The 26,786-nt window shown below is 36.2% G+C and carries 24 protein-coding genes; 20 read left to right on the forward strand and 4 right to left on the reverse strand.

Annotation, left to right across the window (positions count from 1 at the left end; all coding sequences use genetic code 11):
• Positions 1-295: 295 nt before the first annotated feature.
• The 16 genes from IGJ23_RS02305 to IGJ23_RS02380 all read left to right on the forward strand — a co-directional run bounded on the left by IGJ23_RS02305 (position 296) and on the right by IGJ23_RS02380 (position 18,095).
• Positions 296-1,321, forward strand: coding sequence for a serine hydrolase domain-containing protein (locus IGJ23_RS02305; RefSeq protein WP_368024470.1), 1,026 nt, complete (start codon positions 296-298; stop codon positions 1,319-1,321).
• A gap of 38 nt (positions 1,322-1,359) precedes the next feature.
• Entirely contained in the window at positions 1,360-2,319 is a 960-nt protein-coding gene (gene manA / locus IGJ23_RS02310) for a mannose-6-phosphate isomerase, class I (RefSeq protein WP_010720024.1), read from the forward strand.
• Between the two features lie 322 nt (positions 2,320-2,641).
• A complete protein-coding gene (gene rbsK, locus IGJ23_RS02315; RefSeq protein ID WP_438774567.1) occupies positions 2,642-3,550 on the forward strand; it encodes a ribokinase in 909 nt (302 codons plus the stop codon).
• Positions 3,551-3,567: 17 nt separating this feature from the next.
• Positions 3,568-3,963 carry a D-ribose pyranase gene (rbsD, locus tag IGJ23_RS02320; RefSeq protein ID WP_010720022.1) on the forward strand — a complete coding sequence of 132 codons (396 nt, stop codon included), beginning with the start codon at positions 3,568-3,570 and terminating at the stop codon, positions 3,961-3,963.
• A gap of 23 nt (positions 3,964-3,986) precedes the next feature.
• Positions 3,987-4,868: a ribose/proton symporter RbsU gene (rbsU, locus tag IGJ23_RS02325; protein WP_207432841.1), complete on the forward strand. Its 882-nt coding sequence runs from the start codon at positions 3,987-3,989 to the stop codon at positions 4,866-4,868.
• Positions 4,869-4,991: 123 nt separating this feature from the next.
• On the forward strand, positions 4,992-5,252 hold the full coding sequence (locus IGJ23_RS02330) for a hypothetical protein (RefSeq protein WP_010738415.1): 261 nt from the start codon (positions 4,992-4,994) through the stop codon (positions 5,250-5,252).
• 339 nt (positions 5,253-5,591) lie between these two features.
• Complete coding sequence (locus tag IGJ23_RS02335) at positions 5,592-5,792, forward strand: hypothetical protein (RefSeq protein WP_010720019.1); 201 nt, start codon at positions 5,592-5,594, stop codon at positions 5,790-5,792.
• 96 nt (positions 5,793-5,888) lie between these two features.
• Positions 5,889-8,921, forward strand: coding sequence for a SpaA isopeptide-forming pilin-related protein (locus tag IGJ23_RS02340; RefSeq protein WP_438774568.1), 3,033 nt, complete (start codon positions 5,889-5,891; stop codon positions 8,919-8,921).
• A 76-nt stretch (positions 8,922-8,997) separates the two neighbouring features.
• Positions 8,998-10,695, forward strand: a complete 1,698-nt coding sequence (locus IGJ23_RS02345) for an immunoglobulin-like domain-containing protein (RefSeq protein ID WP_438774569.1) — start codon at positions 8,998-9,000, stop codon at positions 10,693-10,695.
• Position 10,696: 1 nt separating this feature from the next.
• Positions 10,697-10,900: a hypothetical protein gene (locus IGJ23_RS02350; protein ID WP_010720016.1), complete on the forward strand. Its 204-nt coding sequence runs from the start codon at positions 10,697-10,699 to the stop codon at positions 10,898-10,900.
• A gap of 4 nt (positions 10,901-10,904) precedes the next feature.
• Positions 10,905-11,747, forward strand: coding sequence for a hypothetical protein (locus IGJ23_RS02355; protein WP_010720015.1), 843 nt, complete (start codon positions 10,905-10,907; stop codon positions 11,745-11,747).
• A gap of 33 nt (positions 11,748-11,780) precedes the next feature.
• The gene (locus tag IGJ23_RS02360) at positions 11,781-12,158 is read left to right on the forward strand and encodes a PrgI family protein (RefSeq protein ID WP_181914810.1); all 378 of its coding nucleotides are present in this window, start codon (positions 11,781-11,783) and stop codon (positions 12,156-12,158) included.
• Positions 12,097-14,547 (forward strand): VirB4-like conjugal transfer ATPase, CD1110 family, encoded by a 2,451-nt coding sequence (locus IGJ23_RS02365; protein ID WP_438774570.1) that lies wholly within the window; start codon positions 12,097-12,099, stop codon positions 14,545-14,547. The genes IGJ23_RS02360 and IGJ23_RS02365 overlap by 62 nt, the downstream gene beginning before the upstream one ends.
• Positions 14,540-16,450: a peptidoglycan amidohydrolase family protein gene (locus tag IGJ23_RS02370; protein WP_438774571.1), complete on the forward strand. Its 1,911-nt coding sequence runs from the start codon at positions 14,540-14,542 to the stop codon at positions 16,448-16,450. Before IGJ23_RS02365 ends, IGJ23_RS02370 begins: the two co-directional genes overlap by 8 nt.
• Positions 16,451-16,491: 41 nt before the next feature.
• The gene (locus IGJ23_RS02375; RefSeq protein WP_438774572.1) at positions 16,492-16,992 is read left to right on the forward strand and encodes a hypothetical protein; all 501 of its coding nucleotides are present in this window, start codon (positions 16,492-16,494) and stop codon (positions 16,990-16,992) included.
• Positions 16,993-17,042: 50 nt separating this feature from the next.
• The gene (locus tag IGJ23_RS02380; RefSeq protein ID WP_438774573.1) at positions 17,043-18,095 is read left to right on the forward strand and encodes a hypothetical protein; all 1,053 of its coding nucleotides are present in this window, start codon (positions 17,043-17,045) and stop codon (positions 18,093-18,095) included.
• Positions 18,096-18,495: 400 nt separating this feature from the next.
• Here the strand turns inward: IGJ23_RS02380 and IGJ23_RS02385 are convergent, their stop codons facing one another.
• The 3 genes from IGJ23_RS02385 to IGJ23_RS02395 all read right to left on the reverse strand — a co-directional run bounded on the left by IGJ23_RS02385 (position 18,496) and on the right by IGJ23_RS02395 (position 21,597).
• Positions 18,496-19,188: a type 1 glutamine amidotransferase gene (locus tag IGJ23_RS02385; protein ID WP_081127735.1), complete on the reverse strand. Its 693-nt coding sequence runs from the start codon at positions 19,186-19,188 to the stop codon at positions 18,496-18,498.
• Positions 19,181-20,533, reverse strand: a complete 1,353-nt coding sequence (locus IGJ23_RS02390; RefSeq protein ID WP_438774574.1) for a MurT ligase domain-containing protein — start codon at positions 20,531-20,533, stop codon at positions 19,181-19,183. Before IGJ23_RS02390 ends, IGJ23_RS02385 begins: the two co-directional genes overlap by 8 nt.
• A gap of 221 nt (positions 20,534-20,754) precedes the next feature.
• Entirely contained in the window at positions 20,755-21,597 is an 843-nt protein-coding gene (locus tag IGJ23_RS02395) for an Rgg/GadR/MutR family transcriptional regulator (protein ID WP_438774575.1), read from the reverse strand.
• Between the two features lie 498 nt (positions 21,598-22,095).
• Here IGJ23_RS02395 and IGJ23_RS02400 point away from each other — a divergent pair, with 498 nt between their 5' ends.
• Positions 22,096-22,758, forward strand: coding sequence for a CPBP family glutamic-type intramembrane protease (locus tag IGJ23_RS02400; RefSeq protein ID WP_438774576.1), 663 nt, complete (start codon positions 22,096-22,098; stop codon positions 22,756-22,758).
• 167 nt (positions 22,759-22,925) lie between these two features.
• Here IGJ23_RS02400 and IGJ23_RS02405 read toward each other — a convergent pair whose 3' ends face one another.
• Positions 22,926-24,308 carry a TrkH family potassium uptake protein gene (locus tag IGJ23_RS02405; protein ID WP_148282908.1) on the reverse strand — a complete coding sequence of 461 codons (1,383 nt, stop codon included), beginning with the start codon at positions 24,306-24,308 and terminating at the stop codon, positions 22,926-22,928.
• A 171-nt stretch (positions 24,309-24,479) separates the two neighbouring features.
• On the opposite strand from IGJ23_RS02405, the gene IGJ23_RS02410 reads away from it, so the two are divergent.
• The 3 genes from IGJ23_RS02410 to IGJ23_RS02420 all read left to right on the forward strand — a co-directional run bounded on the left by IGJ23_RS02410 (position 24,480) and on the right by IGJ23_RS02420 (position 26,669).
• Positions 24,480-25,211 carry an epoxyqueuosine reductase QueH gene (locus tag IGJ23_RS02410; RefSeq protein WP_438774577.1) on the forward strand — a complete coding sequence of 244 codons (732 nt, stop codon included), beginning with the start codon at positions 24,480-24,482 and terminating at the stop codon, positions 25,209-25,211.
• Positions 25,212-25,398: 187 nt separating this feature from the next.
• Positions 25,399-25,899, forward strand: a complete 501-nt coding sequence (locus IGJ23_RS02415) for a hypothetical protein (RefSeq protein WP_438774578.1) — start codon at positions 25,399-25,401, stop codon at positions 25,897-25,899.
• Positions 25,896-26,669 carry a DUF6681 family protein gene (locus tag IGJ23_RS02420; RefSeq protein WP_010720002.1) on the forward strand — a complete coding sequence of 258 codons (774 nt, stop codon included), beginning with the start codon at positions 25,896-25,898 and terminating at the stop codon, positions 26,667-26,669. Before IGJ23_RS02415 ends, IGJ23_RS02420 begins: the two co-directional genes overlap by 4 nt.
• Positions 26,670-26,786 lie beyond the last annotated feature (117 nt).

Raw genomic sequence — 26,786 nt, forward strand, 5'->3', positions numbered from 1 at the left:
TAAGCCTGAATTTTTCAAAACATGAGGAGCTGTTTCGAGATTTTCCTCCTTATTACTCAGGGCAAAACGCTCTTTTCACAACCTTTATCCACGGCGTTCAAACATCAGCTCCTTGAAATAAGCCTGAATTTTTTAAAACATGAGGAGCTGTTTCAAAAAATTCTTTCTTATTGTCATCGGAGCTACCCGATGTTTTCACGACCTTTATCTACTTGCATCCTCTTGGATAAAGCTATATGATTTGACTTAGCATGATGAACAAAAATTGATTTCTTCGACAGAGAAGGAGAATAAAATGTACCCAGAAACGAAACAGTTGATTTTAAATAAACTTGAAGAAGGTTATTATCCTGGTGTTGTTGGTGCGTTTATTAAGCATAAGCATGTTGAAACTTTTTCAGCAGGTCATGCACAGATCGTACCTGAAACCCAACCAATGACAGCAGATCTATTATTTGATGTGGCTTCTTTAACAAAAGTGATCGCTACCACCAGTCTAGTGTTACGCTTGTGGGAAGATGGTAAAATCGACTTAGACAAACCGTTACACCATTATTTACCGGCTTTTGAAAATGAAACAATCACGATACGACATTTACTGACTCATACATCAAATATTGAAACTTGGATTCCTAATCGAGATCAACTCTCTCAAGAACAGCTGATCGAAGCCTATTTAAAGCTTCAACCTGGTGATCAGTTAGGGAAATTAGTGAAATATACAGATGCAGGCACGATTTTATTAGGATTGATGCTTGAAGAGATTTTCCAAGAGCCAGCCACAGAATTATTTGAAGAACAAGTATTAGCGCCTTTAGGGATGATGCACAGTACTTTTTTACCGTATCCTTCCAAAAGAATTGTTCCCACACAACAATTCGCTTCAGGTGAGGTTTTGCGGGGAGTTACACATGATCCTAAAGCGAGAGTACTCGCTGAACATGCAGGAAATGCTGGGTTGTTTCTTGATTTAGAGGACAGTATTACCTTTGTAAAAATGTATTTGAATTTAGGGAAAGCTGAAAATGGGCGTTTTTTAGAAGAACAAACGATTCGCTCACTTTTACAAGATCATACGCCAACGAAAAAAGGCAATCGTTCCTTAGGATGGGATTTAAAAAAAGGATTAGAACAACAGCAACCAATTCTTTTTCATACTGGTTATACGGGCACGTTCTTACTAATTGACATTATTGAACAAGAAGCATTTATTTTCTTATCAAACCGTATCCATCCAACGGATCATCGTGAAGCTTATATTCGTTGTCGTGATGAAATTGTTGAAAAATTTTTGAAAGAGAAAGCGTTATTAAAAAAATGATGCTATAATAACTATGAACATTGAGAGGAGTTTGAACTATGCAAGAACCTATGTTTTTAAAACCAGTTTTTCAAGAAAAAATTTGGGGAGGCAGCCGTTTAAGATCAGTATTTGGATTTGATATACCTAATGATAAAATCGGTGAAGATTGGGCGATCAGCGCACATCCACATGGTGTAAGTGTCGTTGAAAACGGTGAATACCAAGGACAAAAATTAGACGAGTTATGGCAAAACCACAAGGAATTGTTTGGCAACCCAACTGAGCCTGTCTTCCCATTATTAATTAAAATCTTAGATGCAGAAGATGAATTATCAGTACAAGTCCATCCAGATGATGCTTATGGAATGAAGCACGAAGGTGAGTTAGGAAAAACAGAATGTTGGTATATCATTGATGCTGAACCTGGAGCAGAAATCATTTATGGCCATCATGCAAAAACAAGAGAAGAACTTGCTGAGATGATCCAAGAGGGTCGTTGGGATGACTTATTGAAAAAAGTCCCAGTTAAAAAAGGCGACTTTTTCTATGTCCCTAGTGGAACGATCCATGCAATTGGTAAAGGGATCATGATTTTAGAAACGCAACAAAGCTCGGACACGACTTATCGTGTATATGATTATGACCGTAAAGATGCCAATGGCAATACGCGTGAATTGCATATCCAACAATCAATTGATGTGACAACTGTTCCAGCTATTACGCCACAGATTCAAATGAAAGAAGTACGTAAAGGGAATTCTTCGATCGTTACGTATTTAGAGACCGAGTTTTTTAATGTTTATGAATGGGATATCAAAGGAATTACATCATTTAAAAAACAAGCACCTTATACATTAGCGACAGTAATCGATGGAGCAGGAGAGTTAGTTGTTAATGAAAAAATTTACCCATTAACTAAAGGGGCAAGTTTTATTTTACCAAATGATGTGACAGAATGGACGGTTCAAGGAGAGTTATCAATCATTGCCTCTGAACCAGGTAAAGCATCGAAATAAAGAATCAGTGATTTATTAGTTAACTTTGCAGATGGTTATTTTTTCTGATTTGTGTTGTGAAATAAAAAAAACTGAGCCTTGTGTTGTGAATGTCTTAAGTTAGACCAAGATCTAACTGAAGCAAGTCAGCACAAGTGTTCAGTTTTTTTGTTTTGGAATGCTGGTAAAAATGAAGCTGCTGATTGCTAATAAAAAATTAGAAAAAATAGGTTCTTGAAATAGCTTTCAATCTGTGGTATATTTTCGGTGTAGAGTTAAAACGTTTTAATTATTGATGAATGGCGTTTGATTCAATTAATATGTAATATGGAGTGATGAAGGAATGAACACTGTAACAGTTATCGGTAGCATTAATTTAGATCGGACCATCCGAGTCAAACATATGCCTAAGCCAGGAGAAACGATCCACACGAAAGAAACATTTTCAGCTGGCGGAGGAAAAGGAGCAAACCAAGCAGTTGCTGCAAGACGTTCAGAAGCTACTACTCATTTTATTGGAGCGATTGGTACCGATGAAGCTGGCAAAACAATGGCTGAGCTTTTAGAACAAGAAGAAATCAATTTACAAGGTGTAGCAACTCTTGAAAACCAAGCGACTGGTCAAGCTTACATCATCGTTGATGATGCTGGGGAAAATAGTATTATGATCCATGCCGGAGCGAACAATGCGTTTACACCAGAACAAGTTAGACAAAACAAAGCGATCATCGAAAAAAGTGATTTTATCATTGCACAGTTTGAAAGCGCTATAGAAAATACGATTGAAGCTTTTAACCTAGCAAAAGAGGTTGGAGTAAAAACAATTTTGAATCCTGCCCCAGCATTAGAAAATGTGCCTGAAGAGTTATTGAAAGTAACAGATATGATTATTCCTAATGAAACAGAAACAGAAATTTTAACAGGGATTTCGATTACGGACGAAGAAAGCTTAAAACAGGCTGCAGCTCACTTACATCAATTAGGAATCGAAGTTGTAATTATCACGATCGGAAGTAAAGGCGCATTTTACTCGATTAAAAACAGCAAAAATGGGATCGTGCCAGCGTTTAAAGTGAATGCAGTCGATACGACAGCTGCAGGTGATACATTCATTGGTGCGATGAGTAGCATGTTAGCAACTGATTTTAGTAATTTAGAGGAAGCAATTACTTATGGAAATAAAGCTTCTTCTTTGACTGTTCAACGTTTTGGCGCACAACCTTCTATTCCCTATAAACAAGAATTGAATTAAGAAAGGACGTTTTTATTATGAAAAAATCAAAAGTAATCAATTCAGATATCTCTCGTGTAATCGCACAAATGGGACATTTTGACACATTAAGTATCGGTGATGCAGGTATGCCCGTGCCGATGACAACTGAAAAAATCGATTTGGCTGTAGATAATGGTATTCCAAGCTTTATGGAAGTCTTGAACAATGTGCTTGAAGAGTTAGAAGTTCAACGTATTTATTTAGCTGAAGAAATCAAGTCAGAAAACCCTAAAGTATTATCGGAAATTCAACAACGGCTACCTGAAACACCTATTACTTTTATCCCTCATAGTAAAATGAAAGCTGATTTGAATCAGTGTCATGCGTTTATTCGCACAGGAGAAATGACACCTTATGCTAATATTATTTTAGAAAGCGGCGTCGTTTTTTAAAAAAGAAGGAGGAATAGTCTACCATGAATACTACCGCGCTTTTAATTGGCTTAGGCCCACTACTTGGTTGGGGGTTATATCCTACGATCGCATCTAAGATCGGGGGACGTCCGGTCAATCAAATTTTAGGTTCAACATTAGGAACATTGATTTTTGCAATTGTTTTTGCTTTATATAAAGGAATGGAGTTACCAACAGGATCTGACCTGACTTTTTCAATCTTATCTGGTGTTGGTTGGGCAATCGCCCAAATCATTACATTCCAATCCTTTACCTTGATTGGTTCTTCTCGTGCAATGCCTATTACTACTGCTTTTCAATTATTAGGGGCTTCATTGTGGGGCGTGTTTGCTTTAGGAAATTGGCCAGGTGCTACTGCGAAAGTCTTGGGTGCCTTTGCTTTAGTTTTGATTATTTTAGGTGCTTGGATGACTGTTTGGACTGAAAAGAAAAATACAGAAGGCAGTAACTTATTGAAAAAAGCGGTCCTTTTGTTAGCAGTAGGTGAAATCGGCTACTGGGCTTATTCCGCAGCTCCTCAAGCAACTTCAATTGATGGGATGCATGCCTTTTTACCTCAAGCAATTGGTATGGTAATCGTTGCTGTTGTTTATGCAGCTGTTTTAAGTTTTAAAGAAAAATCAGCGTTTGTCGAAGTTGTCTCTTATAAACATATTTTTTCAGGATTTTTCTTTGCCTTCGCTGCTTTAACTTATTTAATTTCAGCTCAACCAGATATGAATGGGTTAGCAACAGGGTTTATTCTTTCTCAAACATCCGTAGTATTAGCGACACTGACTGGTATTTGGTTCCTAGGACAAAAGAAAACCAAGAAAGAAATGACTGTTACAGTTATTGGACTAGTCTTGATTTTAGCTGCTGCTACGATCACTGTAATGATCTAACTCTTCCCCAAAACAAAATAAGCTGAACTGAAAGACATTGATTGACTTAAGTTGATCAATGTCTTTTATTTTTTTTGGAAGAATCGCAAATAAATCGTAATTATAGAGTGAGGAGGGATTTACGTGTTACGAATCTGTTCAAAAAAAGCAATTCGAAGTAAAGCACTAACGATTCGATTATTTGATGGTTCTACGTGGGCCAATTTAGGGAATGGACAGTTTATCAATCAAGAGACAAAAAAAGAATTACCTGACTACAAGATTTATCCACAAATAAAAACAGCCGTTTCTTCTGGCGGTCTTATCTTTGCTAAACGAAGGAACACAAAACAAAACTTACAGTACGTGGAACGCCCAATGAAAGTAAAAGCTTGGCAAGTTTAGTCGTTGCAAAAAAACATATTTGTTCGTTGAAAACGTTATATGTGAGCATCATTACTGGTTAGCAACCTAACTGATAACGATGATTTGCTGTCAATCTTTATCGATGCTCAACTAAATGACAGTCCTGTTAGTGTTGGCATGCTAACAGCAAAAGTATGACTAGAATCTCTTACGGAGGACGGAACCGATAACTGTGATTAACGGTTTGAAGAAAAATTTCTTACGTAATGTTTTTTCCGAGGACCGTGAGGATCTGGGTTGGCTTTTTCCTAAAAAAGTCAGGTTTCCATTTATCCTAAAAATGGTATGGCCTTAAAATTTTTAAGGAGTGACAACTTGATGACAGAACTCCAGCGATTATTAACTTTTATGCGTAGTAGTAAAAGAAAACAGATTACTTTGCGTGAATATGAACAGCTTGTTCATCAAGATGGATGGACAAATGGAGACAAAGCAAAATTGATCAATCAGATACAAAAAAGTGGCGTTTTAAGGTATGACCGCACTAAAAATGAATATGTGATTCGCTTGATTCAGTAGCGAATATTTTGATTTTTAGTGTCAGTAGTAATTCTATGTTTATGAGAGAACTTTTGTAGATAAGCAGGTTTATTATCAAAAAACAGGAGAATTTCGATGAAAAAATACCAGTTAGTTGTACGCATATTTTTGATCATTCATTTATTATCCGTTTCGTTTTGCCGACCACTTGTTGTTTTAGCAGGAAATTTAGAAAATACAGATCAAGACGATCGTAAGATAAGTTTTCTTCAAGAGAATCAGTTGATTCAAACTGAAGACGGCAAATTATATACGACAACTCCTTCGAATTACATCACTCACTCGATTCATGCTGCTTTAGGAGAAACTCAAACCCACCAACGAAACAATCAAACGATTTATGTTGACCCCAATGCTCATATCTCCAATATTGATATTCGCTTATCGAACGGTGTACGTGAATATGGCTGGTACGGTAAACGGATCAACAATGAAATTGCCTTGTGCATAGAACCAGGTGCTGCACTTAATCTTGGAAATAACTCTGGCTATACAGTCGCTGAGCGAAACACTGAACAGATGAAAAAAATTTCTTTGATTAAGTATTACGGGCTGATGGTTTCGGGCCACACGTTGAAAAAAGAATTGATGACTCAAATTTTGGCATGGGAACAACAAGGGATTACACCGTTGAGTATTTCAGGGGTATTTTCGATGACGGACTATCAAACCTTTAAATCTGCTGTCATGAAAAATGTCAATTATTTCTATACATCACCTTCTTTTGACAAACAAACGATAACCTTAAAAGTTGGAGAAAGTATCACCTTAACTGACACGACCCATGCCTTTAGTAATTATCAGTCATTACCATCTTTCGTCTCACAAGGACTAAGTATTTCTAAAAAAGGAAATCAATTAACGATTCTTGCCAACAAAAATGCAGAAGCGACTAGTCGAGTTGAATTTGACTATGATATTGCCTCTACTTTTCAAGGTGTTCCGCTAATTTATCAACACCCATATACCCAAAATATGATGGTTGGCAGATTAAATGAACATAGAAAAATTTCTTTAACCATAACTGTTTTAAAAAACGGCAATGCCCGTGTACGCAAAGTAGATGAAACGACCAAGCAACCATTGGCAGGTGCCGTTTTTCGTTTTACTACGTCTGATGGAAAAACCAAAGAAATCACTACAGGTTCTGATGGCTATGCTACCTGGAATGATTTGTTAGTCGACACAAAAGTCACGATACAAGAAATCAAAGCACCGAATGGCTATGTCCTCAATGCCACACCTCAGACAGTGACCATCAAAGCCAATGAGACCACCACGATCAGTTTAGATAATAAAGAGCAACTAGCAAATCTCAAAGTGATCAAAGAAGATGAAGAAACAGGCAGTAAACCACAAGGGGCTTCTCAATTGGTAGGAGCTGTTTACGAATTAACCGATAAGAATGGGACTTCTATTAGTAAACTAACGATGCAAGATGTCAATGGCATAGCACAAGCAGAGGTGAAAGGATTAAAGTTAGGAACCTATTATCTCCAAGAAATCGAACCGCCAGAAGGCTACAATTTGGATGATACAAAACATACCGTTAACCTCACGTATGCTGGACAAAATGAAACTGTAGCGCTTCACAGTAAAACGGTGACTGATCGAGTCATCAAAGGAAATGTAGAAGGCTATAAGTTTGGTTCACGCCCCTTGATTCCTCAAACCGTTTTTGAAGTAATTGCCAGGCTGGCGAAAGAGCAACAGGAGCTAAAGCCACCTTTAGAAGGCGTTGAACTGACAGCTACTTCCCACACCACTGGACAAGAATATGTCCAAGTCACTGGTAAGAACGGGTATTTCAAGTTTGAGAATCTACCTTATGACACGTATACCATTGAAGAAACCCAAGGTGTGGATGGCTATTTATTGATCGAACCATTTGAAGTGACGATCACGGAAGACGGCTATACCCATTTCTTTTTATTGGAAGATGAAGTGATTGAATCTCGATTGCATATTGTCAAAGTGGATGAAGAGACAGGCGAGAACATTCCTTACGCAGGCGCTCAGTTCAAAATTTTTGATACTTGGGCAAATGAAGGAGAAGGCGAATTTGTTTCGATGGTACGACCCAATGACACGGAACAGACCGAGATTTTTGAAACCAATGATAAAGGCGAAATCATTACCACAGAAAGTTTGCCTTGGGGTGTGGATCGCTATGAACTCCATGAGATCAAAGCACCAGAAGGATATGTACCACTAGAAGAACCACTCATTTTTAGTGTCACAAAAGAGAATGCGGATGCCTTGATTCGTTTAGAAATTCCGAATCGCTTAGCTCGACAAGATATCCAATTGATCAAACGAGATCGGTTGAATGAACAACCATTAGAAAATGTCCCATTTCATTTATACAACATAGCAACGGATGAAAATGGAGAATTGACTGAAACCTTAATTGAAAAATATTTGACTGATAAAGAAGGGAAAATCAATGTAGAGGCACTACCTTATGGCAACTATAAATTTGTTGAGGTGGAACCTTTGGCAGGCTATGTACCATTAGAAGAACCAATTGATTTTTCTGTCACGGTTGAAAAGGATGGCGAACTACTTGTTCTTGAAGCCTACAATGAACGGGAACCATTAGAGTTGACCTCTTTATTTACCGATATTGCTGGCGAAAAAATACTTGATCCAACAGTAGACAATCAGTTGAAAGATGTGGTGTGGGTCAAAGGCGAGGCAATCGAAATCGGACACACTTATACTGTTTTTACGCAATATAAGAATACGAAAACAGGAGAAGTGGTCAGTGAATCAACGTCTACCTATACTGCGAAAAGCAAAGAAGATACATTTGAAGTATTTCTTGAGTTGAAGGCAAATATCCTCAAAGATGGCGATCAATTAACAGCGACCCACGTCTTATATTACGAAGAAGAGCAAAAAAATGAAGTAGGACGTGAGGATGATTTAAGGAACAAAGATCAGACAATTACATTAAAAAAAGAAAAATTATTATTAAAGCAAAGCATATTGCCAAAAACGAATGAACGACGTTCGCTAGAGATGGTTCTTCTTGGATTGAGCTTGATTATTATCGTTAGCAGTTATCTCTATCTTCAAAAAAAGCAGAAACATGTAAAGTTGTGAAAAAATTGATTTCACTTATTTTTACTAAAAGTATGATCAAAGTGTTTAGAAGATAAAAGAAAGGATGGTCTAAAGAATGGTGAAACGTTCAATTGTTGTAGATCAGTTATCGAAAAAGAATCTAGGCAGGATAAAATATGGACTTTTGTTCCTTTTTATCAGTGGAAGTATCACAGGAATTACTAGCATCTACTTGAGTCACAATCAAGAAAAACCAGTAGCAAGTAAACAAAAACAAGTAGCAAATATCATTGATACAAAAAACATAGAAAAAGAAGAAATACCCACTCATTATTTTCTTGAAGAGGATCATGATCCGGCAATCGCAGTCATGGAACAATTTGACTATTTTAGTTCTAAAACTGAGGGAACAGAATTGCCACTTCAACAACTAGAGCATGAGATAGCGCAATTAGTCGTTGCCTTTGCTAAAGAAAAAAAGAAAACAGAAGTCACAACTTTAGAAACTTCAAAAGAAAGAGCGGATAGTAAACAAGCCCCAGTCTATGAGGCCCCTCCAGTTTCTGTTGAAAAAGAAAAGAATCGTGAGAGTGACCAAACGACTTGGCAGAGACCACAAATTTCACTAGCATCCACTTACATGGTCATTGAGCAATACAGTAAATTTGAACCAACAGACTATTTTGAGATTCTCACGGGTAACGACGCTTTTCCCACAGTCAAACATAATTTTATTGACACGTCGAAGCTAGGCGAGCAAAAATTTACGATCCGTGTCACCGACTCGGCAGGAATGTTTACAGATGCCACCATCTACTTTTTTGTTAATAGCTTACCGAAAATCAACTTGAAGCAGACGACAATGTACCAGCAGATCGGTGTACCAGTTGATTTGTTAGCAGGAGTATCCGCAATGGACCAAGAAGATGGGGATTTAACCGCAAAGATTGAAGTCGAAACAAATCTTGATATCAACAAAGAAGGAAGCTATGAGGTGCTTTATTCTGTCAATGATCGACATGGGGCTCAAGCGAAAACGAAAGCGTTTATCAAAATTGAAAATGAGGCACCGGTAATCCATATACCCGAATGGATTGACCATCAGATAAATCAAGAGTTGAATATTTTCGACTATGTGAAAGCTTGGGATAGGGAAGACGGAGATATCACATTAACTAAAACCAATATCTTAGAAACTAATTTTGATTCCAATAAAGAAGGAAAATATTTCTTTAGGATTGGCAATGTGCAAGATCGATATGGAAAATATGCAGAGGAGAGACGACTTCTCGTACAAGTAACGAATGAAGCCCCTAAAATCATCCAGGCGGATCTTCAAGTCAATGTTTTCTCTTCTTTGAAGAAAGAAGATTATTTTGCACAACTGGTTGTTTCAGATCGAGAAGATCCGTTAGAACGATTAAATATTGAAATAGATGAAGCAGCATGGAATCGGATCGATACATCTAAATTAAGAAAATATTTGCTTCCTCTTAAAGTTACTGATACAAATGGCAAAACAACCAGTGGTTATGGGAAAATCACGGTCATCAATGAACCACCACGATTTATAGGCATAGCCGATAAGGTGCTAGCTATTGGAGAGGCATTTGATCCGCTAGCAGGAATTGAGGTTTACGACAAAGAAGAAACATTATCTTTAACAGATGTCGAAGTGACTGAAAACGTCGATGTCAACAAACCAGGAACTTACACTGTCAGTTTGAGTATCAGTGATTCTTTTGAGCGGGTACATGCTAGTTACCAAGTAACCATTATGAATCAACAAGCGATAGAAAAGGAGAAAGAATAATATGGACTATTTTGAGCAAGCGATGTCGTTGTTTTCAAAAGGAGTACTTGCTTCTGGAAGTCTGCTCACTGTATGGGGGATTATTCAACTCGGTGCGGCTATCAAAGAACATAATGGTCCCGGAATGCAAAATGCTCTTTTTCAGATCGTTGGTGGGGCTGTTATCGTTGCAGCTGGCGCTTGGGTAGCAACTATTTCAATCTAAGGAAGTGGCTAAGCTGGACGGTGCAATCAAATTTTTACTACAAACAATTGCTGATCAATTAAATTTTTCAAACGACCCTAAAAATATGCTACTACAAAATCTAGAAACCTATCTACCTGATATCTATCAATACAGTGAGTTAATTATGAATGGAGTGATCAAACCAATTGCTTATTCTGTACTAGGCTTTTTACTATTGCTGGAGTTTCAACAAATGGCACAAAAGATTTATGGAAATTATTCCGGTTTTGGTGGCATGGAGTTGTTCCTCCCGCTCTTTCTTAAATTAGGAGTAAGCCTGTTGATCATGCGCCATTTAACAATATTTATCCATATGATCGTTGAAATTAGTACAACAATCAGTAATGGTATCAGTCAAATTGGGATTCGAGAAGGTGGAAGTAAGGCTGTTGATGTTCTTTCATTGATTGAGGGAATCTACCATTGGGGCTTTTTTGAAAAACTTACGTTGTTAATTATTTTGTTGATCCCGTTGATTTTATCCGTACTAACAAGTGTGCTAACAAAACTGGTTATTTTCATGCGTTTTTTTGAAATTTATTTGTATTTTAGCATTTCTCCATTACCTCTTGTGACGTTTCTTAATGAAGAAGTTAGTTCGATTGGTAAAAATTTTTTGAAATTAGTTTGTGCTTCCTCCCTGCAAGGGATCCTCTTATTTATTATATTAAGTTTTTATCCACTGCTCGTACATTCTGTGTTTTCAATTGATGAAAAACAGGGAATGATTGCAGTGATCAGTGGGATATCAGGGAATTGTCTAACATTATGTGCTAGTTTATTTTATACCAATAAATGGGCAAAAATCATTCTTGCAACTGCCTAGAGAATCATTTTTAACTGGAGGGAAATAAAATCGATGATTGAAGTACCAATTCGAAAAGAAATTTTAACCTACCAAGAAAAATTGTTTTTTGGCGTTTCGTTAAGACAATTTATCTCTGCTGTTGTAACGTTGCTTTTGATCGTTCCTCTGGGCATTTTAAATTATGTCAGTTGGAAGTATCCGATTGATGATATCGGGATCGCTTTTATGGTACTCAGTGCTCCTATCTTGTCAGTGGGCTGGCTGACACCTAATCACTTACCTTTAGAAAAGTATGTGCAGATTCGATGGAATTATTTTCAATTGGCGAATTATTATACTTATCCTATTGTAGAGGAGTTGTATTCAAATGCCATGGTGGGTCAAAGGAGTAAGCGTGCCGAAAGAAAACAAGTTGAGTACGGAAACTAATAATAAAAAATTTATTCGTTTGATGCAAAAACAAAAGAAAAAAAGAGGGCAATATCAAAAAAAGTTAGCGCCAAAGCGTAATGTCCAAGATTTGTTGCGTTATGAAAAAATGTTTGAAAGTGGCATTTGTGAAATTGTGCCTAATTATTATTCCAAAAGTGTTCGATTTTCAGATGTGAATTATCAAATTGCTCAACAAGACGAACAATTGTTGATTTTCCAAAAATATGGCGAACTATTGAACAGTCTTGATGATACGATCCATCTAACAATCACGATCTTAAAAAAAAGAGTTGAGCTTGATGAGATGACGGATAAGCTTTTTTATGAGAGTAAAGGCGATCAACATGATAGCTATCGTGAAGAAGTCAATCAGATGCTTCTTCAAAAAATCAATGAAGGGGAGAATCGTTTTACAAAAGAAAACTATTTGACTTTCAGTACTCCAGCCAATCACTTAGAGCAGGCAAAACAATTATTGGGACGAATCGAAAAGAATTTAATCGGAAATTTGGAAGAAATTGGCTCAACGGTTGACCCATTAGACGGTTTAAAGCGTCTAAAATTGGTCAATCAGTTGTTGAAATCATCGGAACACTTTCAATTTAACTATTCCGATTTAGTCTTTAATCATCTTTCAACAAAAGCTGTGATTGCTCCTTCCAGTTTTAATTTTAAAAAGAAAAACTATTTTGAAATCAATGAGGAATATGCCCAGATTCTTTACCTAAAAGACTATCCAGCTAGATTGTCAGATAAACTCATGGCAGAATTGATGGAAATACCCGAAGAAATCACGTTATCGATCCACATTGATCCAGTCGGGGCTGAGCAAGCCAATCATCTGGTTCAAATAAAAAAAGCCTATATGGAAGGAGACAAAGTCGCTGCTCAAAGAAAAGCAACTCAAAAAGGCTACGATCCTTATACAAGTATTCCATATGAATTAACCAATAGTATCAATGAAGCTAATTTATTATTAGATGATTTGTTAAAAGAAGGACAGAATTTATTTTTCGTTTCGGTTTTTGTCTATTTCAGAACAAACACAAAAGAAAAATTGACTGATATAGCAGAACGAGTTTTGAGTATTGCCAGAAAAAATGGTTGTGGCTTTCATTATTTGGATTATCTACAACTAGAAGGGATGAACTCCGTCCTTCCATTTGGAAAAAATTGGATAACAACCCGCCGAACATTGACTACAGCAAGTGCAGCTATCTTTATTCCATTTACTGCGCAAGAACTTGACCACGAGGAGGGTAAATACTATGGAATGAATGAGCTAACGAAAAATGTAGTTCGGATCAATCGGAAACGGTTGAATACCCCAAGTGGAATGATTTTAGGTAGTTCAGGCTCAGGAAAAGGGGTAGCCAAAAAATATGAAGAAATTACTACACTACTAAAAAATCCAACAGACGAAATCATCTCGATTGATCCTGAAGATGAAGATACATTAATTGGGCAAACTTTTGATGCGCAAATTGTTAAAATTGCACCAAACACCGATACATTTATCAATCTATTGGATATCACAGATGATTTAAGTGGGGAAGTTGATCCAGTAAAATTAAAATCCGACTTTTTGTTAACAGCATTTGAAGCTTTGATCGGTGGACAATCGGGTTTGAATTCCGCACAACGTTCCATCATTGATCGTGTGACTCGCTTGACTTATTTTAACTATTTTCATTCTCAGGACAAGCAAATGCCAACATTAGCGAAGGAATGGTTTACGTTGCTCAAAGAACAGCCGGAAAAAGAAGCGCAGGCACTAGTATTAGACTTAGAATTATATATTGAAGGTTCTTTAGCGATTTTTTCCCATACGACAAATATTGAGTTAAATAAGCATTTTATCATCTACAACACCAAAGAGTTAGGAAGTCAGTTAAAAACATTTGGGATGATGGTGGTTTTAGAGCAAGTATGGAATCGGGTGGTACGTAATCGGGATCGAGGGATCACTACGTGGATTTACATTGATGAAATGCAGTTGATGCTAAATGATCCTTACTGTGAAAATTATTTTTTTGAATTATGGAGTCGTATCCGAAAGTGGGGAGCAATTCCTACAGGGATCACGCAAAATGTGGAGACGTTACTGCTTTCAGATAAAGCACGGAGGATGCTAAGCAACACTGAATTTATCATTATGCTAAAACAGGCTAAAAGTGATCTGGACGAACTTTCTACTCTTTTTCGTCTTTCTACTCAACAACAAAAACACTTGATCCATCCGCCAAAAGGTGCAGGGTTGATACGTGCAGGTCATGCAATCGTGCCTTTTTCTAATACCGTTGATTCAACCACAAGATTATATGAATTAATCACGACTGATCCCGAGGAACGGATAAAAAGAAAACAGGAACAATCCGATGAATAAATCTAATTGGAACAAACGAGACAACGAGTATCGGAAAATTTTTCTATCAAGTAGCTTGAATCAATCGATAAAACGGAGCGTTACAAATAAAATGTTAGTTCCCTTCAGAAAAAAGCGTCGTAAGTTCTTAGCTGTTCAGCCCAATAAATGGCATTTTTTTAGATCACTCATGGTTCTTAGTTGTGTATTACTATTCTTACTGACGATAGGGATAACCAGTGTCATTTATTCGAGTGTACCCAATATCAATGAATTTGAATTAACAAATATTTGGACGTACATGACTCATTTGGATGTTGAAAAAAATCAAGTGCTTCGTCAGCAGCATAACATTATTAAAATCAACGGACAGATAGGGATGACACAAGACATGAATTTGGTTTCTAATATTGATGAAGTATTGTCTTATTTGGGTATTTGTTATGAGAATGTGGAACTCGAAAATCCAGTAATCAAAGCGAAAATCCATGAGATCCATGATAACTTATGGTCCCTTCATGCAAAAGGGAACGAAGCAACATTAACAACAAAATATTTTACTCAGATCATTGAATGGACAGAAGAATTGAAAGAACGATTGAATGTTGGTTCAACGATTGGTCGTTATCGTCAATTGATGGAACTACAATCGCCATTTAAGGAAGATCATCGATTAATGGTCAATCAAAGATATGGTTACTTTCTCGATGGCCAAGAAAAAAAGCTATTTCAGGGAATCCAATTACAAGTTGAGAAAAATATAGAATTATATGCTCCGATGGCTGGGAAAACGACTGTGACTGATCAGTCAATCGTGATCCAATTCAATAATCGACAGCTTGTCTTAAAGAATGTTTCACCATTAGTCAATCATGACCAAGAAGTCGTTTCGGGAGAATTGATTGGAACTGTAGCGAAAGAAAATGAAGTAACCATTGAATATTCCAAAAATGGACAATCAGTAAATCCAAGTTTTTATTTTGAAGAAGTAGCATATTCGGAAACATTCCAATTAGACTCTGGTAATCAAAACACGTCATTTGATGAATGGACATTTCGGCAATTAATTCTGCTTAAGTGTCATGCGTTTAGCGATCGAGCAGATAAAATTTTACAAGAAGCAAAAAGAAACGGCATCTCACCGGTGATCTTAGCGGCGATCATGATTCATGAAAGTGCTTGGGGGACTAGTAAAGGAATCCTAGAAAAAAATAACCCAGCTGGTCTAATGAATGATCAAGGTTTAATTTCATATCGTACGTTAGACGAAGGAATCGAAGCAACTGGTCGAACACTCAAAAAGCTGATTATTGACCAGCAACGAGTAACTGTCGAACAATTAGGAGCGGTCTATTGCCCGATTGATGCGACAAATGATCCCATGGGTCTCAATCGTTATTGGGTGCCTGCGATCAAACAATTAATGGTGCAATTGGGTGGAAAGCAAGAGATGGGATTGCTGTGGGAGCGATTCTCTGACTTTCATGAGGCTCTTTTAGCTAAAGCACAAAGTCTTCATCAAAAAGGTGTGTATTATTCTCAGGGAAACCAAAGAGGCGTATTTCCTTATCACGATTGCTCGTCTTACGTAATTTGGGTGTTGAATGAAATGGGACTAAATGTACCGTTGGGAAATACAGAAACACTTTATGGTTTGGAAGGACAACTTCTCTATCCGATCAACTATTCCGAAGTACAAGCAGGTGACTTATTTATTTGGGGAGAAAAAGGTAATTCGTCGGGCGATTTTGGGCATACAGGATTCTTTTTAGATGCTGGTGGAAAAACGATTATTCACTGTACACCTGCTACGAAAAAAGGATTTAGTCAAAATGGTGATGTCGTCATTACTCCATTTGTAGGGTATTATGGTGATCCACAACTGGCACCAGTTTACTTTTATCGAATCGTAGGGAGCGGGTAAAAATCAGAAATAAACATCAATTATTTACAACGATTGCTTGTTTGGTTATCAGCAGCAGTATAGCGGTAAGTATTGGATATACTTTTGGTAAAAAGAACACACAACAAGAAGCAAATAACCGTATACCTGTTGCTCATTTCTCGGAACAACAGGTCAATGATTTTTTACGCTCGTATTTTACTTTCACAGAGTACGGGGATAATTATTTGAATTATGAGAAATTTTTAGCAAAACAAGCGAAAATTGCTGAAGAAGAAAGCAGAAAGCAAAGCGATTTTTTTCCACAATTTTTTGGTCATTCTCGTTTTATAAAAAGTAAGAATTTTATACGTCACGTGAATGACCAACAAATTGAAGTGATTGCCAACGTCACAAGGACGATTGATAGTTTGAATCAAGAAGGTAAGTCTACTAAAACACTTGAGAATGAAGGGCTGTTTCAAATTTGGTATGTGTTTGATTCAGCTACAAAACACTTTTTGGTGGAAAGGTATCAACCAATAAAGATAGTTGAAAAGGAATCGAAAGAATACGCAGAATGAAAATACCGGTTTTGTCCATCACTTTTGTTAAATGAAAAGGATGTCTATCTATGGCAAGAGAAACTGTACTGATTGATCATGTCAAAAGGCTAGAAATCGAAGAAGAGCGTCTACCGATTTTCGAGGCCCTCATTTTATTAGAAGAGGTCAATAAACAAACGATCCTTAATAAAAGCATAGGTAGTTGTCGTATTCGGATTTACAATCATAAAAATCACCTTCTTCATTCAATGGAATTACAATTTCCTTTAAAGGATGCCATAGAAGAAATAATCAATGGGCAATATCAGATAGTCCGAAGTAAAAAGAAGACGACAAAAAGTAAAGCAGCGATACGCACGAAAAAAGCAATTAAGTATGGTGAACCTAGCAGATCAACCAAAGGAAAATTACTATCTTTGATCCCCACGATCAAAAGGGTCTGGTTTATTGTGGTGATTGTTTTCAGTCTTTTCATAGGCATTAGCGTAATGTGGCCACACTTTATTACGAAAGTAGATCAAAAAGAAATTACCACGACAGAGGAGCAGGAGTGGGCAAAATTAATCGAAGCGCAAGCCTATCTTCAAGCGGCAACGGAATATCCAGAAAAGCGTCATGAATTGATCGACTATTTGACAGAGCAACAAGAATTTACATGGGTGAAAGAGATCAATGAATATTACCCCACCGCAGATGCACAATTTGATTTAGCTTTTTTTGAAAAAAATTGGGAAGTAGTTATTGAAACGTCCCCAGAAAATTTATCTGGCAAAAGAAAAGTGATGCTTGCATTTGCTTACATTGAATTAGAACAATTGGCCGAAGCAGAGATATTAAATAAATATTTAGAAAGTGAAGAATTATCAAAAAAGTTAGACCAAAATTATTTACAGAAAGGGCTGTTTTTTTTAAAACAGAAGAAGATTGCAGAAACAACGAAACATTTAGAATTGATCCAAGAGGAAGAAGTGAAAAAAATATTACAAACTTATATCGAACAAGCTTCCATCATTATTGATTTTATTGAGTTATACCAGCAAAATGAAGATCCGGAAAATCAATTATTGTGGGAACAACGATTAGAAATGATTGGCAAATCAGATATCAATGATAGGGAATGAGTGGTCTTGGATTCAGTTGTTATTTGTCGAAGGGTAACTAATTAAGGGGAATAAAATAATAAAAAAGAAAAACTGATTGGCAAATTAGCTAAAATTATTAGTTAAAAGATAGTGTTGAAGTATTAATGAAAAGAGGTAACGGCAGAAAAGTTAGTTCGTTTTTTCAAACGATTCTTTCTTATCGTCAGTGAAGTCATTTGCTTTTCCAATCGTATCCCAAGGTAATAATCATTACTTGATCAAAAATAGGCCAAAGAATACCAGAAATCAGAGCAGTGATTTTCGTATTCTTTGGCTCAATTATTAAAGTTTGCTATTTCTGTTGTGGTGTTGCGCTTGTTACTATTGATTCATTTACAATCACAATCCAGCAAATATTAATGGTAACAAAAGTTATGTTTTATGCTAAAGATTCGACTGGTAAATCAAGTTCTGTTCCATAACGTTGTTTAAGTGCTAAACGAATCAATCGTTCCGCAAGATTCTCATTTCGGGCAAGAATCGGTCCGTGGAAATAAGAGCCAAAAACATTTTTATAAATGACGCCTTCGGATTGGTCTTCACCATTATTTCCGTGACCTTGAACGACTTTTCCTAAAGGTCGTTCGCCTTCCCCTAAGAATGTCCGCCCATTGTGGTTTTCAAAACCATAATAGGTTTCATTAAACTCTTCATTATAGATAACGATATCGCCGATAAAACGATTATTTTCTTGACTTAAGGTGTAATGGTCTAATGCACTGATTCCTTGGATTTTTTCTCCATTGGCACCCACATAATAGTGTCCAAGGAATTGGTACCCGCCACAGATAGCTAACATCACACCATCATTTTCAATGTAGTTTGTTAGTGCTGCTTTTTTTTCTTGGATATCTTTTGAAATGATCAGTTGCTCATAATCTTGTCCGCCACCAAAAAAGACTAGATCAAATTTATCTGCTTCAAATGGTTCATGCAGACTGACAATTTCGGTATGACAGGTCACACCTAATTTTTTAGCGACATATTTAAGCATCAATAGATTGCCGTTGTCTCCATAAGTATTCATCAAATTACCGTAGAGATGGGCGATATTCAATTCATAATTAGGCATGATTCATCCCTCCTTTGATAAATCCTTGATTCGCTAATTCTTTTCGTAATTGAAGAACTGCTGTATAGGTAGCTAGGATGTAGACGTGTTCGGTCGGTAATTGTTTGATATTTTTAATGACTTCATTCAGTTCCTTTGTTTCGATGATCTTATCTTCAGGGATTCCTGCAACTTTTAGACGTAACGACATATCGGTATGACGATCCCCACCAGCGATCACTGCAGGAATATTCATATCAGCAAAATGTTCAAAATTCCCGTCCCAGATCCAACTAACGTCAATTCCATCTGCATAGTTTGCATTTAATAAAGCAACTAATGAGAATGGATAAGGGGCTAAGCCGATCATATCGATGACCTGATTGATCCCAACAGGATTTTTAACAAGTACGAGTGTACATTTTTTACCATTGATATCAATGATTTCTTGACGACCAAATATTTTTTCGTCGTATCCTAGGCCTTGCTTGATTTTTTCAGGGGTTACCCCAAAATATTCAGCTACCGCTGTGGCAGCTAACGCGTTGTAGACATTGTACATCCCGCCAACTTCAATTCCATAGTTATGACCATCAATCGTAAAATCAGCTGAGACATTGTCCATGCGCAACATATCCGTTAGACGATAATCAAGTTCAGGACGTTTAAAGTCACAGTTTGGACAATAGTATTTCCCTAAATTTGCATACGTGATCATCTTGTAATGTAAAATATGATGACATTTAGGACAGAGCACACCATCCGTATTATAATGAGCCATTTGTTCATGGTCTTCTTCATGATCAAACCCATAATATTGGCGAGGATTGATTGTTTCCACAGAGTTGAAGATTGGCGAATCTCCATTACTGATAATTGTGGCATCAGGTGATTTCGCTGCTCCGTCTACAATCATTTTGTAGGTGGTATAGATTTCTCCATAACGATCCATTTGATCACGGAAAATGTTTGTAAATAAAAATAGTTCAGGCTTCATGTATTCAGTTACTTTACTCAAACTTGCTTCATCGATTTCTAAAACAGCGAATTTTTTTTGCCCTTTTTTAGGTTTGGCTTGCAAAAAAGTAGAAACGATTCCTTGAACCATATTTGCCCCAGTTGGGTTGGTTAATACTTCATCAAATTGTTGCCGTAATATATTAACTGTCAAAGCAGTTGTCAATGTCTTTCCGTTTGTTCCAGTAACGACAACCACTTGATAATCTTTTGCAAGACTGTCTAAAATGTGTGGGTCGATTTTAAGTGCAAGTTTACCTGGTAAACTTGATCCTCCTTTAAAGAAGGTTTTTAATGCCCATTGTGATGTTTTACCAACAGCAATCGCAAATTGACTGCGTACTCCCATTATGTAACCTCCATAAAACGTCTTAACGACGAGTAAATTCAATTAATCATACCATATGTTCAAAAAAAGGTTAAATTGCTTTTCTTTTTTTTAAGAAATGGTTGCGATTCTCTTGTCTAACAACGATTGGTACTAGGCTTGATTGTTTATTTGAAGTTTCGTTTAGTCTAAGAATAGCCCCAACGGATAACAGTTGATTTTTTAGGAATAACTATAGTGGATTAATAGTTGTTTTTGATCGTCTGAAAAAAGAGTGTACATTGTTCGCTTAAAAAAGAATACTCCAGTTTGTCTAAGGTTTCGATAATAAAGTGGATCATTGTTTCACTTTTGCTTTTTTCTTTTGTACAGTAAATCAGAATGTTCTCAAAATAAATACGATATAGTTTAAAGATTGCATCTTCAGTTCCGGTGGTTAATTCCTTTAAATGACTGAGCGCATCTTTTGCTAAAAATAAATTCCCATAGGAAATAAAATGACCGCAACTATTAAGAAGCAACGTCAAATATATTTTTTTACCAGCGGGATATTCTTGATAGATCTGAATTTTTTTTAATGAATTTTTATAGAAAATTTGTTGCTGTTCTTCTGAAAAGTAATTCAAGGTGTTGGTATAAATTTTGATTTCTTGTAGTGTCCATGTTTCGATGGATTTTAAATAATCAACAAGGAACTCCAAGGTCTCATTGTCTATTTGATGGTTGCTCAATTGATCATGGCCAATTTTAGTTAAAGCGTTTAGGAGCTGACTTTTTTTATCTTTTGAAGCGGTTGTCGTTTGATAGATTTCAAAGAGCTTTTCTAAGTCCTTTGTATTAGAAGCCAATTCATATTGTTTCCATAAATTTTGTGAAGAAGAGTGATAATAGTCATACAAAAAGATAAATTCTTCCACATCTACCAGCAATCGCTCCAACACTTGAGCTAAAAGTCGGAAAGACAAGTCATGGTTTCCTTTTTCAAATTCAATGCAATAAGATTTTGTTACGATTCCTGAATAGATTTCCTTTTGAGAAAAACCTTTATCTAATCGGATTTTTCGTATTAACTGACCATACTCCATAGTATCTCTCCATCAAAATTATTTTATGTGTTTATGTAATGAAGTAATAGTAGCAAAAAATTTGTCAAAATTCTAAGAAAGTTACTTTTGGAAAAGTGACCAGAAAAGCGACTGAAAGAAAGAGAAATTAGTGAAGTTAGACGAGGGGTGTTATCCACACGTTTCTTATAACAAATAAGTACGAATGAAGGTTACGTGGGGTTCAAAAAAACTAATTATTCGCATATTTATTGTGTTTATGGTCAGGTTATTTTTAGATACAAAGTACCAAAAGTCTTAAATATAGGACTATAAAAGAATTTTCATTCGTAGATGATTATACTATGGAAAATTAAAAGAAAACATTCATGATAAATCATTGGAAATCTGTCAATGATGAAGGCTTGTTTGAGGAGATGGGGTAGTATAAAAGACACGTAAACAATACTCATGTGAAGGGTCGTCAGCGACTAATCAATGAACAAATGATAATTATTTAACGGAAGAGGAACAAGAAATATGACAAAAAGAATTACAGAACCAAATAATCAAGTCCTTAGAATAATGATTGCTTTTGGAGTATTAGGGGCAGGGTTCTATGGGTTGACTCATGTTGACTTTTATTATATTCAGTTTAGTTTTCTTGTTATTAGTGGTTTAGTAAGCTATTTACTGGTATTTGGTTTTGTTGGTGTGAGGCAATTATTTAGTACACCTAAACGATTTATAAAAACATTCTTGCTGATTTTAGTTGGTTCACAAATTTATGGTATGTTGGCTTCGATGATCATGGGAATACTAGCACAGTTGTTAGATATTCAGACGAAAGCAAATAGTGCGCAAGATAATCCTTGGTGGTTTTTTGTATTTATTTTACCAATTGCTTTACTGGGAGAAGAACTATTTTCGATCACTATTTTTGATACTTTACGTAAAAAAATGGGGATCAATACTAAGGTGGCATCATTGCTCACAGCAATTATTTTTGGACTGATTCATTTTGAAACTTATCTAGGAAGTTCAGCGTTGTTCACGATTGTGCAAGTCATCTTAGTTCAAGGAGGAATTAGACTTTGGTTTAACCACGCCTATTTAAAAACAAAGTCATTGAATACTAGTTGGGCAGTGCATTATGCTTTTGATTTAATTGCTTTTGTTTTAGGAAGTTTATTATCCTCTTAGACAAATAAGAACAAAGCTTTCAGTACAAATAAATAACCCGAAGTGGCCGAAAATAGCTTCTCTATTTTCTGACTACTTTGGGTTATTTTTATTAGAGCGACACAAGATGCATTTTTGTATACTAAATACAGATTCAGGCTTTCAAGGTTTGTCGATTGTCTGAAATTTTACCCAATGATGATTTTTTCAGTAGGGTATTCGTAGCCTAAATCTCTTGTTTCTTTTGGAACAAACAACATCAAAGTATACAACATACCGATACGACCGATAAACATTAAAGCTGCGATCGTGATTTTCCCAATTACTGACAAGTTCCCAGTAATTCCCAGGGATAAGCCAGTGGTTCCGAAGGCTGAAGTTACTTCAACGATAATTGCAATTAAAGGCTGATTTTCTGTAGCTGATAAAAAGACGATACAGAAAAAACACATACCAAGAGATAACATAAATACAACGACTGACTTACGCACATCATCATTATCGATTCGACGACCAAAAATATTGATGTTGTCTTCGCTTTTAAGGAAAGAGTAGAGATAAAGACCAATAATTGCTACGGTCGTTGTACGAATCCCTCCCCCCACCGAACTTGGGCTACATCCAATGAACATCAATAAAGAAAAAACGATCAATGTAGTGATTTGGAAATTACCCAAATCATGGATTTGTAAGCCAGCATTTCTAGTGGTCATAGAGTAAAACATAGAATTGATCCACTTGACACTTAAACTAGAATCTTGAAAAAGATGGTCTTTTTCAAGTAAAAAGATTAACAGCGTCCCACCAACAAATAAGATGATAAAGGCTAAAACCGCTAATTTTGTAAATAAGGAAAAGCGAAACGGTAATTTTGCTTTTGAGCGTTTATACAAAATCCATTCACGAAATTCCATCAAAACAGGAAATCCTATCCCACCAATAAAAATCAAAAACATGATAACAAATAGGAACAGATAGTCATGTGCAAACGGCTCGATTGAGTTTCCTGTGACATCGAAACCCGAATTGGTCACAGCAGAAATCGATTGGTAAAATCCATAGAAAAGTGCATCCCGCCAATGATCAAAGTAGCCTCGATAATAGAAATAAATGGAAAAGAAAGCGCCAAAAAGGACTTGGAACCACAACAAAATTACAAAGGTGATACGAATCAAACGAACAATACCAGATAAGCGTGGCTGATTCATATCCGTCATGATCAGTTGTCGCTGTCGTAACGTGATTCTTCGTTTAGAAAAGATAATAAAAGCAGTAGAGATCATCATAATCCCTAATCCACCTACTTGGAATAGTATTTCAAGTAAGATTACCCCGTTATCATTAAAAGCCGAATTAATATCAAATGTGGACAATCCCGTTACACTGATTGTACTGATCGCCATGAAAAGCATATCGATAAAAGGTACGTGACTATCTGGTTCACGAAAAAAAGGAATGTAAAACAATCCTAAAGAGACAATGGTCATAATAAGATAGTAAAAAACAATGACTTGGATTGAAGAAAAATGACTAGAAGCGTAACGTTCGCTTCGACGTCTTAATTTCCGCATGAAAAGGGTTAATTTCAAGAAACTATCCTCCTTTTTAAAAGTTGTTTCTTTCAGTATACCGAGGTTATAAATAATACTCAAAGAAATCTTAAACAAAATGTACGTTTTCTTTTGATTTGCTATCAAATAGCATATAATTATGGAAGAATTGAAGAATAGCGAGGTCTCCCAATGATTGATGCAAAGGTAATTGTTGAAAAAATGAAAAACCAGAAAATAAATTATGATCGAGTACTACAAAAAATGATCCAACAATGGCAACAAGAAGAAACTCGACCAAAAATATTAATCCATACTTGTTGTGCTCCTTGCAGCACACATACGTTAGAATTTATGTGCCAATTTGCAGAGGTTACTTTATTTTTTTCAAATTCTAATATCCATCCTAAAAATGAATATTTAAGAAGACTCCATGAACAAAAGCGATTTGTTGATCAGTTTAACGAGCAAACCAATCATCATGTTCAGCTGATCGTTGATGAGTACCGTCCCAGCGAGTTTAATAAAATAGTCATTACGCAAGGCCTTACGGAAGAAAAAGAAGGTGGCGCAAGATGTAGTGCCTGTTTTAATATGCGTTTAGACCTGGTAGCACAAAAAGCCCAAGAACTTGGTTATGATTATTTTGGGAGTGCATTAACGATCTCACCCAAGAAAAATGCTGCTCTGATCAACCAAATCGGGATGGATATCCAAAAAATTTATGGAACTCATTACTTACCAAGTGATTTTAAGAAAAATAAAGGATATGAGCGATCGATCCAGATGTGTAAAGAGTATGACATTTTTCGTCAGTGTTACTGTGGCTGTGTCTTTGCAGCTAAACAGCAAGGTTGCGATTTAAAGAAAATAAACCAAGAAGCAAAGGATTATTTAGCAAGTTCAAAAATTTCAATTAATTAGCTCTATTATAAAATTTTCAAGAAAACGTAAGAAAAAAATAAGAAATTTATGTTAAGTATAATTAAGTGTCAAAATAAAAGCGATTGATTCGATTGAAAACGAATATTCAGTTTGGTGGAAAAATGAATTTTAGACCAAGCATAAAAAATAATAGTGATGAAAAATAAAACATAAAGGAAGAGATATGATGCGAAAAGTAGCACCTATTTTGAAACCAATAGCAGTCTTAACTATTTCAACAATCGTTGCTACTGCGACCGGTGTTGTCAACAGTTCAAGTTATCGTACCCCTAGTTCAAGTTCGGTGGAAGAAACAACATCAACATCAACACCAGAGACCACATCTAATGAAACGTCGACAACACTGGATCAGACGAATGATTCATCGAGCACATGGGAAGAAAATACGAGTTCAACCAATGAAAATACGTATTCTACAGAGCAACCAAGTAGTTCGAAAGAAAAGTCTGACAAGCAAGGAAGCAGTTCATCCGAAACCAGTGATACGAATGCGATCAATGGAGGAAATCATACAGAACCAAGCTCAAGTTCGTCAACAGTACCAAGTAATACGACACCAAGTACTGAAGGACAAGATAGTGGAGAGGCTACCGTGAAAAATGTAACGCCAACCCAAAATACAGATGGGAAGCAAGTGTATAATCAGCAAGCAGGTGATTCACAATGACAATTTTATTAGATATTATCAATAGCGTGCATAAGTTTTTAGGTTATTTAGATATTAGTCCTAAATATTTAAATCGAGGCTATACGATTTTAAGTGTGATCCCAACGATGTATCTTTTACGGATTATTTATGGACTTTGGCAAAACCAAAATTACTTACAATTTTTCTTGTATGGAATCGGCTTTTTAGTGTTAGTGTATTTTATCATTTTGAATGTGTTTTATTACTTTCTGGATAAGAATACCAAAGCGGATGTGACACAATTGTTTGTCAAATATTTACCGGAAGAAGCATTCAATATTCAAACAGAAGAAGCGATGCTGAATAGCGGTGCAATCGACAAAGTGAACACGAAAGAAGTCAGTGTTTCTTATGATGAAGATTATCAATTGCGATTAGCTGAAAACATGCGTTATTTAATCGGGAATGGTGAGATTAAAACAAATGATCTAGGAAGAATGGATGGCTATCTTGTGGATCGTAACACACTTTATCCTTATTATTACGTTAAAAAAGTAGCAGAAAAAGAATATCAGTTGAGTATTGGGCGCAGCTACTCGGATTTAGCCCCTGTTGGAACGATTCTTATGGATTCGGCGGATGAAAAGCTCGAACCAGTTGGGTTGTTTATTGTAGGTGGTGACTTCGTCAAAGAAGGCTTAAGGTATCATGAGCCTTATCGTTTAAAACTTATCGTGAAAAAAGAACAACCAGAAAATGAAGCAATGGTTTACAGTAGAAGTCAACGAAGAAAGCATTCACGAAGTTAATGGATCACGTTGATCAAGACAGGTTGGAAAATTGTGGATGAAAAATGACAGAATCTCCCTTTGAATAATAAAAGAAAAAAATAGAGTTATACGTGATGTATTCTTATTCTTTCCTTT

This window comes from Enterococcus sp. DIV1682a, from assembly GCF_051711005.1.
In the GTDB taxonomy this organism is placed as follows: Bacteria; Bacillota; Bacilli; order Lactobacillales; family Enterococcaceae; genus Enterococcus_B; species Enterococcus_B hirae.

Excerpts from the sequence above, each read along its gene's own strand:
- IGJ23_RS02395 (WP_438774575.1), bottom strand. The coding sequence starts at position 21,597 with ATGGAGTATGGTCAGTTAATACGAAAAATCCGATTAGATAAAGGTTTT.
- rbsK (WP_438774567.1), top strand. The coding sequence starts at position 2,642 with ATGAACACTGTAACAGTTATCGGTAGCATTAATTTAGATCGGACCATC.
- IGJ23_RS02345 (WP_438774569.1), top strand. The coding sequence starts at position 8,998 with ATGGTGAAACGTTCAATTGTTGTAGATCAGTTATCGAAAAAGAATCTA.
- IGJ23_RS02410 (WP_438774577.1), top strand. The coding sequence starts at position 24,480 with ATGATTGATGCAAAGGTAATTGTTGAAAAAATGAAAAACCAGAAAATA.
- IGJ23_RS02390 (WP_438774574.1), bottom strand. The coding sequence starts at position 20,533 with ATGGGAGTACGCAGTCAATTTGCGATTGCTGTTGGTAAAACATCACAA.
- IGJ23_RS02370 (WP_438774571.1), top strand. The coding sequence starts at position 14,540 with ATGAATAAATCTAATTGGAACAAACGAGACAACGAGTATCGGAAAATT.
- IGJ23_RS02415 (WP_438774578.1), top strand. The coding sequence starts at position 25,399 with ATGCGAAAAGTAGCACCTATTTTGAAACCAATAGCAGTCTTAACTATT.
- IGJ23_RS02340 (WP_438774568.1), top strand. The coding sequence starts at position 5,889 with ATGAAAAAATACCAGTTAGTTGTACGCATATTTTTGATCATTCATTTA.
- IGJ23_RS02335 (WP_010720019.1), top strand. The coding sequence starts at position 5,592 with ATGACAGAACTCCAGCGATTATTAACTTTTATGCGTAGTAGTAAAAGA.
- IGJ23_RS02420 (WP_010720002.1), top strand. The coding sequence starts at position 25,896 with ATGACAATTTTATTAGATATTATCAATAGCGTGCATAAGTTTTTAGGT.
- IGJ23_RS02365 (WP_438774570.1), top strand. The coding sequence starts at position 12,097 with ATGCCATGGTGGGTCAAAGGAGTAAGCGTGCCGAAAGAAAACAAGTTG.
- IGJ23_RS02360 (WP_181914810.1), top strand. The coding sequence starts at position 11,781 with ATGATTGAAGTACCAATTCGAAAAGAAATTTTAACCTACCAAGAAAAA.
- IGJ23_RS02400 (WP_438774576.1), top strand. The coding sequence starts at position 22,096 with ATGACAAAAAGAATTACAGAACCAAATAATCAAGTCCTTAGAATAATG.
- rbsU (WP_207432841.1), top strand. The coding sequence starts at position 3,987 with ATGAATACTACCGCGCTTTTAATTGGCTTAGGCCCACTACTTGGTTGG.
- rbsD (WP_010720022.1), top strand. The coding sequence starts at position 3,568 with ATGAAAAAATCAAAAGTAATCAATTCAGATATCTCTCGTGTAATCGCA.
- IGJ23_RS02405 (WP_148282908.1), bottom strand. The coding sequence starts at position 24,308 with ATGCGGAAATTAAGACGTCGAAGCGAACGTTACGCTTCTAGTCATTTT.
- manA (WP_010720024.1), top strand. The coding sequence starts at position 1,360 with ATGCAAGAACCTATGTTTTTAAAACCAGTTTTTCAAGAAAAAATTTGG.
- IGJ23_RS02380 (WP_438774573.1), top strand. The coding sequence starts at position 17,043 with ATGGCAAGAGAAACTGTACTGATTGATCATGTCAAAAGGCTAGAAATC.
- IGJ23_RS02385 (WP_081127735.1), bottom strand. The coding sequence starts at position 19,188 with ATGCCTAATTATGAATTGAATATCGCCCATCTCTACGGTAATTTGATG.
- IGJ23_RS02305 (WP_368024470.1), top strand. The coding sequence starts at position 296 with ATGTACCCAGAAACGAAACAGTTGATTTTAAATAAACTTGAAGAAGGT.
- IGJ23_RS02350 (WP_010720016.1), top strand. The coding sequence starts at position 10,697 with ATGGACTATTTTGAGCAAGCGATGTCGTTGTTTTCAAAAGGAGTACTT.